This window comes from Pseudodesulfovibrio mercurii, from assembly GCF_000189295.2.
Classification (GTDB): Bacteria; Desulfobacterota; Desulfovibrionia; order Desulfovibrionales; family Desulfovibrionaceae; genus Pseudodesulfovibrio; species Pseudodesulfovibrio mercurii.
The window spans coordinates 3,271,419-3,285,052 of sequence record NC_016803.1; the positions used below are offsets into that span (position 1 = coordinate 3,271,419).

A 13,634-nucleotide genomic window follows, 5' to 3' on the forward strand; every position below is an offset into this window, starting at 1 on the left:
CTTGCCTAGTAGTAGAGGACGTCCTCGGGCAGGGAGAAAAGCTCCCAGTCCCCGCCCCGGTATTGATGAATCTTTTCCAGCAGGAACATGGACCGGTTGTACATCTCCTTGGCGAACTTGAAGTTCAGCTCGAACCGGGTGGAGGTGTAGAAGCTGCGCGCCAGGGCGAAGGCCAGCCGGGCCTGGACCGTGGGGTCCTCGTGCCGCTGGGCGAACTCCAGGATGAACCCGTAGAACTGCCGGATGACCGAGTTGATGCGTTTGCGGTGGTCCGAATCGAACAGGGGCACGCGGAAGTTGGAGACCAGGAAGACCGAGGCGTCCTGGACGTAGTCGAAGTCCCGCGAGCGGTACAGGTCGATGTAGTGGATCTGCTGGGCCTCGTGGTTGTAGACCACGTTGTTGATGTTGAAGTCGCCGTGGATGAAGACCGAGAAGGGGGCTTCCAGCTCGTCCTCGATGTCCGCGCAGGCCGACAGCAGGGCCTCGGTGGACCGGACCTCCGACGGCCCCAGGCTCTTGGGGTCGCGCCAGAACTCGGGGTGGGTCTGGAGCACGCCTTCCAGGCGGGACTGGATCTGCCGGATGTAGTTGGTCTTGACCGGCAGCCGGACCATGGTGGTGGACCAGGTCTCGAGCACGGTGTTCTCCAGGATGAACAGGGCGTTGCGGACCAGCTCGTCGTCCCCGGACAGGATCACCTCGTCCAGGGTGCAGCCGTTCAGGAACTCCACCAGCATGGACCCCTTGTCCGCGTCCTCGTGGAAGCCGTAGATGTCGGCCACCAGGTGCGGGAAGAGCTGCTTCCAGCGCTGGATGGACTCCCGCTCCTTGCGGATCTTCTCCAGGTTTCCTTCCTTGTAGATGGACCCCTGCTTCTTCTCCTCGGCGGTCAGCTCGGCCTCGCGCGGCTCGACCTTGCCGATGCGGCAGCCCGAGCGCGTGCCCCAGATGGCGCTGAAGTCTATGTCCGAGAAGGAGTCGCTGAACCCGGACTTGGTCAGGGTCTGCTGCAACGCCTCGAACTGCTCGATCTTGATGCGCTCGCCGAGCAGGGAGAAGATGACCGCCTCGCCGATGTTCAGCAGGGCGTCGCCCACCCGTTCGAAATAGCGGAAGATGAACAGCACCGTGACCAGGGATTGCGCGTCGCGGCCCATGCCCATCTCGTTCATGACCCGGTCGAAGCGGACCTTGTACACGTCGTCGAGCATGGGCTCGGCCTTGCAGATGTACAGGGCCTTGGACATGTCCTCGTCGTGGTAGGCGTCGAGGATGGCCTCCAGCCGGGAGAGCATGATCTCGAAGACCTCGGTGTAGTCGTAGCGCTGCACGAAGGACTGGTCGTCGAGGTACTGCATCTGCTTGACGATGTTGACGAAATAGTCGGCGATCTTTTCGAGGTTCACGCAGATGACCTGGATGGCCCTGATCTTGTTCAGGGCCCGCTTGTCCAGGGACCGATCCGCGTGGATGCGCGAGTAGCACTTGTTCTCGATGATCGTCTTGAGGTTGTCGATGTAGTCGTCGCGCGAGGTGATCTTGGCGTACCGCTTGCGGGAAGGGGCATCCATGAACCTCTGCGTGGACCGGGCCTGGTTCTCCACCTCGTAGACGATGAACTTGAAGTTCTCGTCCAGTCCTTCGAAGGTCATCATCAGCGGACCTTGAGGAAGGCGTCTTCCGACGCCTGGATGGAGGGCGCGTCCTTCCAGGACACCTTGATGGAGATCTTGTTCTCGGTTCCCTTTTTCCTGGCCTTGACCGTGAAGTTGAGCAGTCCCTGGGGTTCGAGGTGAATCTCGTTGCCGTTGGTGGAGAGGTCGATGGAGTGCTTCTCGAACCCCTCGATCAGGGATTCCAGGAACTCCTTGATGGACCCGCAGTCCTGGAGCGAATCGAATACGAATTTTTCTTCTGCCATGGGTGTCCTTGCCTGCCTATCCCGCCAGGCGGGCCTTGTACTCCTGAATGACCGTGCGTCGGGAGATGTTGTTGACGATGAGCCGCTTGCGCACGCCCAGGTCGTCCCAGGCGGGCTGGTAGCCGATCTCGCGGGCCGACTTCTCCGGGTCCTGCTGGTCCGCGGGCTTGGTCTTCTCGCCCATGTGGCAGTCGTCGCCCATGAAGATGAGCTTGTCCCTGCCGGAGGTGCGCCGCTCGTTCTGCTCGTTGACCACGGAGATCAGAAACTCCGTGTATTCCCTGGACTGGGGGTTCCAGACCTCGATGCCGTCCACGTCGTAGTTGCGCAGCAGGATGGGCCAGAACTGTTCCGGGTGGGGGATGACCACGCAGCCGCCCAGGGACCGGACCTCCTCGATGACCTCGCTGGCCCGGTAGAAGAACGACAGGTCGAACCCCTCCTTGACCAACTGCTTGACCGCCTTGAGGTAGGCCTGGACGCGGTCCGTCACGTTGTCGCCGAGATCGGAACGCATGGCGTTGAACCAGTCGCGCAACAGCTTGTTCTTGACCGACAGGCGCGGCACGTCGGCCCAGTGTTCGTCCAGCAGTCGTTCGACCTTGGCCACGTTGACGCGGACGAACTCGATCAGCTCGCGGTCCGCGCCCGTGGCCCTGGCCGCGCGGGCCACGCGCGCCTCGTCGGGCCTGGTGATGGTGTGCATGAACTCGAACAGCTGGCCCGAGCGGTACTTGAAGGTGTGGGCCAGCATGGACTTGAGCACGCCCGCGTCCTCCACCCGCTCGTCGGCGAAGTGCAGCAGGAGCTGGACCTTGCGGTTGAAGCCGGAGGAGAAGCAGTCCACCTCAACCCCGGAATAGCCGTCCCAGCTCATGAGCTGGTTGTGCTGGGTGGGGATGAGCAGTTCGTCCGTGCGGTTGGGGAACATGGCCTCCACCCTGGCGCGGATGTGCTCGAAGGGCACGAATTCCGGGTGCCAGTGCGCGGCCAGGACGACCTCCTGCCGGGCGTGCACCGTGGAGGGGGTGACCACCTGCTCCACCTGCCACGGTTCGAGGTCCGTGGAGACCACGGCGAAGAACCGTTCGACGTCGGCCTCGGAGATTTCCTCGTCGGTCTCAAACGGCAGGGTCCGGCAGTCGCGGTCCTTGGGGTCGGTCTGGATCAGTTTCATGGGCGTTGTCCGGGGTCGGGTGTTTCAATCGTACTTGGCGTGGCAGCGGCTCTTCTCGTGGACCAGTCCGTCCACGGCCGCGTGCATCCGCTCCAGGTCGCCGGACTCGTAGGCGGCCTTGAACTCCGCGCAGACCTGCGTGAAGCTCTCGTAATATTCGTCCCCGTAGCCGGGGTAGCCGACCATCAGGGCCGCGTCGGCCAGGAAGGCGTCCACCGCCTCCCTGGGCGGTTCGACGCCGTCGTGGACCATCTTGACCAGAATCTTGAAGCTGCCGCGCATGCGCTTCTTGAGGTCCTTGTACTTGGGCCTGGCGGGCTCGCCGTCCGCGCCGACGGCCTCCGGGGCGCACGGCTTGGCCGCCTTGAATTTGGCCTTGAGGCTGATCTGGCCGAACTCGTTCTTCACGCCGATCTTGATCTTGCGGAAGTCGTCCACGCAGGCGAATTCGTCGTGCCCGCCGTTCTCCACGGCGTCGGCCAGGGCGCGGAAAAAGGCGGCCAGTTCCCCGGCGTCGAGATATTTGCTGATGGTCATGTCGTCGCTCATGCAGGTCTCCCTATGAAAAATGATTGTGACGACCATACCGGGAAAAAACGCTCCAAGACAATGCGCGGCGTGGAATTGTCACAATTGTTCACACAGCCCCGCGTTATCCGGTCCGCGCCCGCGCGGGGCGGCGGTCAATCATTTCCATTTCCCCGGAATGCTGCTATTCAGGCCACAATAGCCGGAGGTTACCCATGCTGCGCCATCTCGCCCGTTTCGTCCTTGCCGCCGTCATCCTTGCCTATCCCGTTGCGGCCCGCGCCTTCGACGTGACCCTGCTGCACGTCAACGACTCCCACTCCTATCTGGACGCCACGGCCGACAAGATCGCCCCCAGGGGCGTGGCCACCTACGTGCGCATGGGCGGCTGGGCGCGCCTTGAGCGGGCGGTCGAGGACGCCCGCGCCGAAAAGGACAACGTCATCCTGCTGCATGCGGGCGACGCGGTACAGGGCGGCCTCTATTTCATGAAGTACGGCGGCAGGCCCGAGATGGAACTGCTGGACCGGCTCGGCTTCGACGCCTTCGAGCTGGGCAACCACGAGTTCGACCGGGGCGCGCCCTTCCTGGCCGGGTTCCTCAAGTACACGCGGGTCCCGGTGCTCTGCGCCAACCTGCACGCCCCGGACGAGCCGGTCCTGGCCTCGCGGGTCAGGCCCTACGTCATCCTTGAGCGGGGCGGCCAGCGGATCGGCGTCATCGGCCTGCTCACCCCGGAGACCAAGGTCATCTCCAGCCCCGGCCATGTGGACTTCACCGACGAGACCCACGCGGCCACCCTGCTGGTGCGCGAACTTCAGGCGCGCGGCGTGAACAAGATCGTGCTTCTGACCCACGTGGGCTTCGAGGAGGACAAGCGCCTGGCCGCGACCATCCCCGGCGTGGACGTCATCGTGGGCGGCCACTCCCACACCCTGCTCGGCAGCCCCGACGGCGTGGGCGCGCTGGGCCTGCGCCCCGAGGCCGCCTATCCCACGGTGATCAAGGGCGCGGACGGCGACGACGTGTACGTGGTCACCGCCTGGAAATGGGGCCGCGTGCTCGGCCGCCTGGACCTGACCTTCGACGACCAGGGGCGCGTCACCCGCGCCGAACCCCGGCCCACCCTGATCCTGGCCGACACCTTCAAGCGCCGTAACGACGCCGGGCAGAAGATCGAACTCAAGGGACCAGAGCGCGAAGACCTGCTCGCCCTCATCAAAGCCGATCCCGAGGCCGCCGTGGTGGAGGCCGACCCGGCCGTCCGGACCTTCCTCGGTCCGTTCAGCCAGGGCGTGGAGGCCATGGGCACCGAGGTCATCGGCGAGGCAGTCCTGCCCCTGCCGCACATCCGCGTGCCCGGCACCACCGACACGGGCGAGTCCCTGCCGCGCGGCAGCCTCATCGCCCCCCTGGTCTGCCGGTCCATGCTCGCCCAGCTTCAGGATACCGGCGAACCCGCCGACCTGGCCCTGCTCAACGCGGGCGGGGTGCGCGAGTCCGTGGAGCAGGGGCCGGTGACCATGAGCACCGCCTACACCCTGCTGCCGTTCAACAACAGCCTGGTGCTCCTCGAACTGACCGGCGAACAGATCCGCCAGGCCCTGGAAACCGGCGTGGACCGGGGCGGGGGCGCCTTCCCCTACGTGGGCGACGCCCGCTTCACCGCCGACATGCGCCGACCCGCCGGGAGCCGCGTCCTGGCCATCGACACCCTGGACCACGACGGCAACTGGACCCCGCTCAACCCGGCCCGCGTCTACCGCGTGGTCACCAACGCCTACCTCGCCTCGGGCGGCGACGGCTACGAGGTCCTCAAGGCGGCCAAGTCCAGCTACGACACCGGCTTCGTCGACGCCCAGGCCTTCATCCGCTACGTCCGGCAACAACGCATGCTCAAACCCCTGCCCACCACGGGCGTGACCTACATCCCCGCGAAGTAGGCGGAGGATGCCTCCGGCGGCCCTACCGGGGGTCGCCTTCGGCGGGACCAGAGAACCCTTTGGAAAGGGTTCTCTGGACTCTCCCAAACTTTTTGTGCGCCTTCGGCAGGGACGTGCGGGAGCGGGGTGGCGGAGGGTTGGGGTCGTGTCGGGGTGGAGAGGGTGCGTCGGTTTGTGCGGAGGGCTTGGCGGGGCGCGGGTCAAGCCGAAGCATCAGGGCGGCGTGCCCGAACTTGTAAAAAAATGAAATCCACCGGTCCCGCACCATCCGCAAAGCGGCACAAAAAGTTTAGGAAGGAAGAGGGGATGGGGGTTCGGGGGAAGGGGAGAAGGGAAGCCCTTTTCAAAGGGTTCCCTTCTCCTCTTCCCCCGGCCGCCGGAGGCGCCGTCTTACTGTCAGCAGTTTTCCCAGCGGTCGGCCTCGGCGCTTTTGAACAGGGCGTCCACGGTGTGTTGGTTGGCGAAGGTGTCCATGATGGAGATGGGGACGGACGTGTCTTCGAGCACGGCCCGGGCGAAGGCTTCGGCCTGGAGGGTGTACTGGTCGCAGGGGTCGAAGGTGATGGTGTGCGTTTCGCGGTCCTGCTGGAGCAGGATTTCGGTGGGGGCGTCGGGCGGGGCGTTGAACGGGATGATGATCTCGATGCGGCCCTTTTCGCCCAGAACGTTGACCCGCTGGTAGGGGGCCAGCTGGGTGGAGCAGGTGAAGGCGGACAGTCTGCCGCCGAAGTCGAGCAGGCCGGAGAAGGTCCGGTCCGTGCCGAACTCGGGGTCCCTGTCCATCCAGCCGAGCACGCGCCGGGGCTGGGCGTCGAACAGCAGGCGGGACAGGGAGACCTGGTAGCAGCCGATGTCCATGAGTCCGCCGCCGCCCATGTCCGCCTTGTTGCGGATGTTGCCGGGGTCGGCGTTGAAATAGGAGAAGAAGGACTGGATCGAGGTCGGCCTGCCGATGGCGCCCCGGTCGATGAGCCGCTTGGTTTCCACCCACTGGGGGTGGAAGCGGTACATGAACGCCTCCATGACCTTGACCTCCGGGTGGACGGCCATGGCGTTGATCAGGCGGTTGACCTCGCCGTCGTTCAGGCCCAGGGGCTTTTCGCAGAGCACGTGCTTGTTCCGGGCCATGGCCTTGAGGGTCCATTCCACGTGCAGGTGGTTGGGCAGGGGGTTGTAGACCGCGTCGATGCCCGGGTCGGCCAGCAGGGCCTCGTAGCTGCCGTAGGCCTTGGGGATGTTCAGGGCCTCGGCGGTCCGGCGGGCGGCCGATTCGTCGCGCGAGCAGATGGCCTCGACGGTGCAGTTGCGGGCCTTCTGCATGCCGGGAATGACCTTGGTGCGGCCGATCCTGGCCGTGGACAGCACGCCGATGCGGATGGTCTTCATGGGCTCCCCCAGGGTTGACGGTGATTGCCGCCTCCCAGTATAACCGGAATCCGTCACCACGCAAGCGCGGATATCCCCGCGAACCAGCCAACAACATCGGAGAGAGCATGACCGCATTCGCCAACGCGACCATCAAGAAACAGGCAAACATCTATTTCGACGGCAAGGTAACCAGCCGGACCATCACCCTGAACGACGGCAGCGTCGTCACGCTCGGCATAATGCTGCCCGGCGAGTACGAGTTCGGCACCGAGAAGCCGGAGTTCATGGAGATCACCTCCGGCGAGCTGTCCGTGCAGCTGCCGGGCATCGACGACTGGGTGGCCGTGACCTCGGGCCAGAGCTTCAACGTTCCGGGCGAGGCCAAGTTCCGTCTCAAGGTCAGCACCGTGACCGACTACTGCTGTTCCTACCTGGACTAGGAGGAAGGATGACCGATCAAGGCCAGAGAATCGAATTTGACGGCAAGGGCCCCTATCTGTTTCAGGTGTTGGCCGATCCGCCCGAGGCCACGCTGCTGGAGGACCACGAGGTCTGTCTGTTCCGCTTCAACCAGCTCTTCCTGCCCGTGGCCCTGACCGCCTGCGGCCCCATGGCCGAGGCGCTGACCGAGATGTCCCAGGCCGCCGTGGGCCCCGAGCGCGAGGGCATGATTCCCCTTGAGTTCGACCTGTCGGAGCCCCTGGAGCTGCCGCTGTTGACCGGCGTGGCCGGTGGCAGCCACCAGCACGGCGAGACGGTCTATCTGGACGTGCGCTTCGGCGAGACCGAGGCGCGGCTGTGCCTGTCCATCCTGGCAGCGGCGGTCGTCGGCCAGATCCTTTCCCAGGTCGCCGCCTGACCGGCCGCCTGAGCGTTGTCCCGGCCGGGCATGGACCGGCGGGACCGCTCGGGTGCCTCCCGGCAAAGCCTGCCGGTCCCCGCGTCCGGGGATCCTTTTCCGTGACACCCTGTTGACAAAACAGCCTTTCTGTGTTTTTTTGGTGCGTGTACCGCAAACGTTTGCGGCAACGTTTGCGGCACGACCCGGAGGGCGCGGAAGTCTTGGGAAGGACCTCCCTCCGGCGCGATCACGAGAGCCGAGGGGAAGGCATGTTTTTCGAGGACCATCCGCACAGGCGGCTGAACCGGCTCACCGGCGAATGGGTGCTGGTTTCGCCCCAGCGCACCAAGCGGCCCTGGCAGGGCCAGCAGGAACCGCCCGACCGGGCGGCCCTGCCGCCGTATGACGAGCACTGCTACCTCTGTCCCGGCAACGGCCGGGCGGGCGGGGCGGTCAATCCCGACTACACCGGCACCTTCGTCTTCACCAACGACTTCGCGGCCCTGCTGCCCGAGCCGCCCGCGCAGGGGCTCGCCCCGCAGACGGACGGGCTGCTGGTGGCCGAGCCCGAGACCGGCACCTGCCGGGTGATCTGCTATTCCCCGCGCCACGACCTGACCATGGCCCGGCTGGGCGTGGACCGGGCGGCAGCCGTGGTGGACGTGTGGTGCGAGGAGTTCCGGCAGCTCGGGGGGCGCGAGGACATCGGCTACGTCCAGATCTTCGAGAACCGTGGCGCGGCCATGGGCTGCTCCAACCCGCATCCCCACGGCCAGATCTGGGCCACCCGGTCCGTCCCCATGTACCCGGCCGCCGAGGACCGCCACCAGGCCGCGCACCTGCGCGACCACGGCCAGTGCCTGCTCTGCGCCTACCTGGAGACCGAACTGGCGCGGGGCGAGCGGATCGTCTTCGAGAACGACTCGTTCGCGGCCCTGGTGCCGTTCTGGGCCCTGTGGCCCTTCGAGACCATGATCCTGCCCAAGGCGCACCTGACGAACATCCCGGCCATGAGCCCGGCCCAGCGGCGCGACCTGGCCGAGGCCATGGTCCGGCTGAACGTGCGCTACGACAATCTTTTCCGGACCTCGTTCCCCTATTCCATGGGCATCCACCAGGCCCCGACCGACGGCGGGGACCACCCGCACTGGCATTTCCACCTGCACTACTATCCGCCGCTCCTGCGCTCCCGGTCCGTGAAGAAGTTCATGGTCGGCTTTGAAATGATGGCCATGCCCCAGCGCGACCTGACCGCCGAGTCCGCGGCGGCCCGGCTGCGCGAACAGTCCGAGGTCCACTACCTGGACCTGCCGGGCGAGGGCGCGTGATGACGAGCGCGGCCGCATACGCCGAGGCCCTGCGTCGGGGCGACCTGGACGCTGTCCTGGCCGAGCTGTACCGGCCCGGCGACGTGGCGGCCCAGCGCGCCCGCTATCTCGATCTCCTGGCCCGTTTCGTGGACTGGCCCGGCCCCGGCCCGGCCGCCCTGGTCCTGTCCCCCGGCCGGACCGAGCTGGGCGGCAATCACACCGATCACAACCTGGGCGTGGTCCTGGCCGCCGCCGTGCAGTTCGACTGCCTGGCCGCGGCCCGGCCCAACGGCGGGGACGTGGTGCGCATCCGCTCCAAGGGGTTCGACGGCGAGATCGTCGTGGACCTGAACGACCTGGCGCCCCGGCCCGAGGAGGAGGACACCTCCGCGGCCCTGGTGCGCGGCGTGGCCGCCGGGCTGGCCGGGAACGGCCGCCGGGTGGCCGGGTTCGACGCCCGCGTGGACGGCGAGGTCCCCCTGGGCGCGGGGTTGAGCTCGTCGGCGGCCTTCGAGGTCCTGGTGGGGCGGATCTTCAGCGAACTGTTCAACGGGGGGGCATGCACCGCCCTGGAGCTGGCCGTGGCGGGCCGGGCGGCGGAGAACGTCTATTTCGGCAAGCCGTGCGGGCTCATGGACCAGCTCTCCTGCGCGGCCCAGGGCATCCTGTCCATCGACTTCGCGGACCCGGCCGCCCCGGCCGTGCGCGAGGTGGACTTCGATTTCGAGCGCACCGGGTACCGGCTGGCCGTGGTCGCCACGGGCGGCAGCCACGCGGACCTGACCCCGGACTACGCGGCCATCCCGGACGAGATGGGCCGGGCGGCCCGTGCCCTGGGACGGGAGCACGCGCGCGGCCTGACCGTGGACGCGGTCCTGGCCCATGCCGCACGGGTGCGTGAGGCGGCCGGGGACCGGGGGGTGCTCCGGCTGATCCATTTCATCGAGGAGACGGACCGCGCCGCCGAGCAGGCCGAGGTCCTGGCGGCCGGGCGCATGGACGATTTCCTCGACCTGGTCCGGCGGTCCGGGGACTCCTCCTGGCGGTTGTTGCAGAACTGCATCTCGGCCACCGCGCCCCTGGAGCAGCCCATCCCCCTGGCCCTGACCCTGACCGAGCGGTTCCTGGGCGGCCGGGGCGCGTGCCGCATCCAGGGCGGCGGCTTCGCCGGGACCATCCAGGCCTACGTGCCCGAAGGGCTGTTCGCGGCCTACGCGGCGTTCATGGAGGGCATCTTCGGACCGGGGGCGGTCATGCCGCTCAAGGTCCGCAGGCCGGGCTTCGAACGCATCTCCCTCGACGGGATCGGCGGGGAGGCGCGGGCATGAGCCAGTTCACCATCAAGGACCTGGCCCGCAAGCTGGGCGTGTCGCCGTCCACGGTGTCCCGCGCCCTGCGCGGCCACCCGGACATCAGCCCGGCCACCCGGCAGCGCGTGACCGAGGCGGCCGAGAAGTACCAGTACCACCCGAACCAGCTCGCCCAGTCCCTGCAGAAGAAACGCTCCAACGTCATCGGGGTCATCGTGCCCGAGATCCGGCACCACTTCTTCTCCCACGTCATCGGCGGCATCGAGGAGGTCGCCTACGACAACGGCTACACCATCATGGTCTGCCAATCCAACGAGACCCTGGCCCGCGAGATTCTCAACGTCCAGGCGCTGGTGGCCAACCGCGTGGCCGGGTTGCTCATCGCCATCTCTTCGGAGACCACGACCTTCGAGCACCTGTCCAGGGCCATGCGCCAGCACGTGCCCCTGGTCCAGTTCGACCGGGTGGTGGAGGAGCTGGACACCGGCAAGGTGGTGGTGGACGACTACGCGGCCGCCTTCGGCGCGGTGGAGCACCTGATCAAATCCGGCTACCGGCGCATCGGGCACATGGCCGGGCGGGAGGGCATCGCCCTGAACCGCCTGCGTTTCGAGGGGTACCGCGACGCCCTTGCGGCCCACGGCCTGCCGCTGGAAGAGAAATTTCACCTCAGCGGCGGGTACCGCGAGGAGGACGGCCGGGCCGGGGCCGAGCGCTATCTGGCCCTGGGCGAGCTGCCCGAGGCCATCCTGGCCATCAACGACCCCGTGGCCGTGGGGCTGTACACCCGGTTCAAGGAGCTGGGCGTGCGCATCCCGGACGACGTGGCCCTGGTGGGTTTCTCCGACACCCCGGCGGCCGCGCTCATCGACCCGGCCCTGACCACGGTCTACCAGCCCGCCGTGGACATGGGGCGGACCGCTGTCTCCCTGCTGCTGCGGCAGTTCGCCGAGGGCGCGGACTTCACGCCCGAGACCGTGGTTCTGAAGACCGAGCTCCGGGTGCGCGGCACCTCCGCGCCCAGGGGGGGCCTATGCAACTGACCCGGCGACCCTTCGGCGCGATCGACGACGGCACCCCAGTGGAGCTGTTCACCCTGGCCAACGGAGCGGGCATGGAGGCGGACGTGTGCACCTACGGCTCCGCCCTGGTCCGGCTGACCGCGCCAGACCGCAACGGCACACTGGCCGACGTGGTCCTGGGGTACGACGACCTGGGCGGCTACCTGCGGGACGAATGCTATTTCGGGCGGCTGGTGGGCCGGGTGGCCAACCGCATCGGCGGGGCGCGCCTGGTCCTGGACAGCGAGGAATTTCTTCTGGACCGCAACGACGGCCGCCATCACCTGCACGGCGGGCGGGGCGGGTTCCACAGCCGGGTCTGGCGCGCGGAGCCCGTCGAGACCGGGGGCGGGCCCGGACTGGTCCTGACCCTGGAGAGCCGCGACGGGGACCAGGGCTACCCCGGCAACCTGGCGGTCACGGCCGTCTACACCATGACCGACGACGGGTTGCGCCTCGATTTTTCGGCGGCCACGGACCGGACCACGGCGGTCAACCTGACCGCGCACCCCTATTTCAACCTGACCGGGCGGACGGGAACGGACTGCCTGGGCCACATCGTGACCATTCCGGCCCGGCGCTACCTGGCCACGGACCCGGAACTGATCCCCACCGGGAGCCTGGCCGAGGTGGCCGGCACGCCGATGGATTTCCGGGCCGGGGCGGCCGTGGGCGCGCGCATGGGCGAGGACTTTCCGCCCCTGTCCTTCGCCGGGGGCTACGACCATTGTTACGTCCTCGATGGACAGGCCGGGCTGAAGCCCGCCGGGTCGGTGTTCGAGCCCGTATCGGGCCGGGGCCTGGAGGTCCTGGCCACCCAGCCGTGCGTCCAGTTCTATTCCGGCAATCACATCCCGGAAGGGTTGCCCGGCAAGGGCGGCGCGGTGTATGGTGAGAGGTCGGGACTGTGTCTCGAGCCCCAGGGATTCGTGGACGCACCGGGGCACGCGCCCTTCCCGCAGGTGACGCTGCGCCCCGGACAGGCATACAACCAGACGATTTTGTACAGGTTTTTCGTGAAGTAGCACAGGACTGTGCACAGGCAAAAAGAGACGGTCAACATGGCAAACGTGCAATTGAAGAAGGTGGTCAAACGGTTCGGCGACGTGGAGGTGGTTCACGGCATCGACCTCGACATCCAAGACAACGAATTCATCGTCCTGGTCGGCCCGTCGGGCTGCGGCAAGTCCACGGTCCTGCGCATGATCGCGGGCCTGGAGCCGATTTCCGGCGGCGAGGTGTTCATCGGCGGCCGGATGGTCAACCAGGTCTCGCCCAAGGACCGCAACGTGGCCATGGTCTTCCAGAACTACGCCCTGTACCCGCACATGTCCGTGCGCGAGAACATGGGCTTTTCGCTGAAGATGCGCGGCAAGGGCGTGGACGAGATCGCGGCCAAGGTGGACGAGGCCGCCAGGGTCCTGGAGCTGACCCCGTACCTGGAGCGCAAGCCGTCGGAGCTGTCCGGCGGGCAGCGCCAGCGCGTGGCCATGGGCCGGGCCATCGTCCGCCAGCCGGACGTGTTCCTGTTCGACGAGCCCCTGTCCAACCTGGACGCCCAGCTGCGCACCCAGATGCGCATGGAGTTGAGGAAGATGCACCTGCGGCTGGCGACCACGACCATCTACGTGACCCACGACCAGACCGAGGCCATGACCCTGGCCGACCGCATCGTCATCCTCAAGGACGGCCACATCCAGCAGGTGGGCACGCCCATCGACGTGTTCGAGCGGCCCGCCAACGTCTTCGTGGCCCGGTTCATCGGCAACCCGCCCATGAACATCCTGGAGGGGACCTTCCGGGTGGAGGACGGCCGCCGCTACGTCCAGGCCGGTCCCTCGAAATTCCCGGTGTCGGACGGCCAGAGCGACTCCTTCAAGGACGGCGCGTCCGTGCTCGCGGGCATCCGCCCGGACTCCATCAAGATGGGCGACGGCATCAAGAAGCTGCCCGAGGCATGGATGTGCCAGGGCGAGGTGGTCGTCTCGGAGATCCTCGGCGGCCACTCCCACCTGGAGATCGTGGTGGACGGCGAACACCAGCTCATCGCCGAGGTCGAGGGCAGGGTGGTGGCCCATCCCGGCGAGATCGTGCCCATCGGCTTCGAGTTCGACCGCATGGTCCTGTTCGACCCGGAGACCAAAGAGGCGGTTTATTAAATTTTTGGTTTAA

At 67.0% G+C, this 13,634-nt stretch carries 13 protein-coding genes; 8 read left to right on the top strand and 5 right to left on the bottom strand.

Annotated features, from left to right (window positions below):
* Positions 1 to 5 precede the first annotated feature (5 nt).
* From DND132_RS14760 to DND132_RS14775, 4 genes are read right to left on the bottom strand one after another with little or no spacing between them, the layout of a single operon-like run.
* Entirely contained in the window at positions 6 to 1,658 is a 1,653-nt protein-coding gene (locus tag DND132_RS14760) for a phosphate signaling complex PhoU family protein (protein WP_014323555.1), read from the bottom strand.
* Complete coding sequence (locus DND132_RS14765) at positions 1,658 to 1,924, bottom strand: amphi-Trp domain-containing protein (protein ID WP_014323556.1); 267 nt, start codon at positions 1,922 to 1,924, stop codon at positions 1,658 to 1,660. The genes DND132_RS14760 and DND132_RS14765 overlap by 1 nt, the downstream gene beginning before the upstream one ends.
* Positions 1,925 to 1,940: 16 nt before the next feature.
* Positions 1,941 to 3,101 carry a PHP domain-containing protein gene (locus tag DND132_RS14770; RefSeq protein ID WP_014323557.1) on the bottom strand — a complete coding sequence of 387 codons (1,161 nt, stop codon included), beginning with the start codon at positions 3,099 to 3,101 and terminating at the stop codon, positions 1,941 to 1,943.
* 24 nt (positions 3,102 to 3,125) lie between these two features.
* A complete protein-coding gene (locus tag DND132_RS14775) occupies positions 3,126 to 3,650 on the bottom strand; it encodes a GAK system XXXCH domain-containing protein (RefSeq protein WP_014323558.1) in 525 nt (174 codons plus the stop codon).
* A 194-nt stretch (positions 3,651 to 3,844) separates the two neighbouring features.
* On the opposite strand from DND132_RS14775, the gene DND132_RS14780 reads away from it, so the two are divergent.
* The gene (locus DND132_RS14780; protein ID WP_014323559.1) at positions 3,845 to 5,572 is read left to right on the top strand and encodes a bifunctional metallophosphatase/5'-nucleotidase; all 1,728 of its coding nucleotides are present in this window, start codon (positions 3,845 to 3,847) and stop codon (positions 5,570 to 5,572) included.
* Between the two features lie 396 nt (positions 5,573 to 5,968).
* On the opposite strand, the gene DND132_RS14785 is transcribed toward DND132_RS14780, so the two are convergent.
* The gene (locus DND132_RS14785) at positions 5,969 to 6,958 is read right to left on the bottom strand and encodes a Gfo/Idh/MocA family protein (RefSeq protein WP_014323560.1); all 990 of its coding nucleotides are present in this window, start codon (positions 6,956 to 6,958) and stop codon (positions 5,969 to 5,971) included.
* 107 nt (positions 6,959 to 7,065) lie between these two features.
* Here DND132_RS14785 and ppnP point away from each other — a divergent pair, with 107 nt between their 5' ends.
* The 7 genes from ppnP (at position 7,066) to DND132_RS14820 (ending at position 13,621) form a co-directional block, all read left to right on the top strand.
* Positions 7,066 to 7,380, top strand: coding sequence for a pyrimidine/purine nucleoside phosphorylase (gene ppnP, locus DND132_RS14790; RefSeq protein ID WP_014323561.1), 315 nt, complete (start codon positions 7,066 to 7,068; stop codon positions 7,378 to 7,380).
* An 8-nt stretch (positions 7,381 to 7,388) separates the two neighbouring features.
* Positions 7,389 to 7,799: a hypothetical protein gene (locus tag DND132_RS14795; protein ID WP_014323562.1), complete on the top strand. Its 411-nt coding sequence runs from the start codon at positions 7,389 to 7,391 to the stop codon at positions 7,797 to 7,799.
* A gap of 251 nt (positions 7,800 to 8,050) precedes the next feature.
* On the top strand, positions 8,051 to 9,109 hold the full coding sequence (locus tag DND132_RS14800; protein WP_014323563.1) for a UDP-glucose--hexose-1-phosphate uridylyltransferase: 1,059 nt from the start codon (positions 8,051 to 8,053) through the stop codon (positions 9,107 to 9,109).
* Complete coding sequence (locus DND132_RS18890) at positions 9,109 to 10,419, top strand: galactokinase (RefSeq protein ID WP_014323564.1); 1,311 nt, start codon at positions 9,109 to 9,111, stop codon at positions 10,417 to 10,419. The genes DND132_RS14800 and DND132_RS18890 overlap by 1 nt, the downstream gene beginning before the upstream one ends.
* Positions 10,416 to 11,444: a LacI family DNA-binding transcriptional regulator gene (locus tag DND132_RS14810; protein WP_014323565.1), complete on the top strand. Its 1,029-nt coding sequence runs from the start codon at positions 10,416 to 10,418 to the stop codon at positions 11,442 to 11,444. Before DND132_RS18890 ends, DND132_RS14810 begins: the two co-directional genes overlap by 4 nt.
* Positions 11,435 to 12,487, top strand: a complete 1,053-nt coding sequence (locus DND132_RS14815; RefSeq protein ID WP_014323566.1) for an aldose epimerase family protein — start codon at positions 11,435 to 11,437, stop codon at positions 12,485 to 12,487. Before DND132_RS14810 ends, DND132_RS14815 begins: the two co-directional genes overlap by 10 nt.
* A 36-nt stretch (positions 12,488 to 12,523) precedes the next feature.
* Positions 12,524 to 13,621, top strand: a complete 1,098-nt coding sequence (locus DND132_RS14820) for an ABC transporter ATP-binding protein (protein WP_014323567.1) — start codon at positions 12,524 to 12,526, stop codon at positions 13,619 to 13,621.
* Positions 13,622 to 13,634 lie beyond the last annotated feature (13 nt).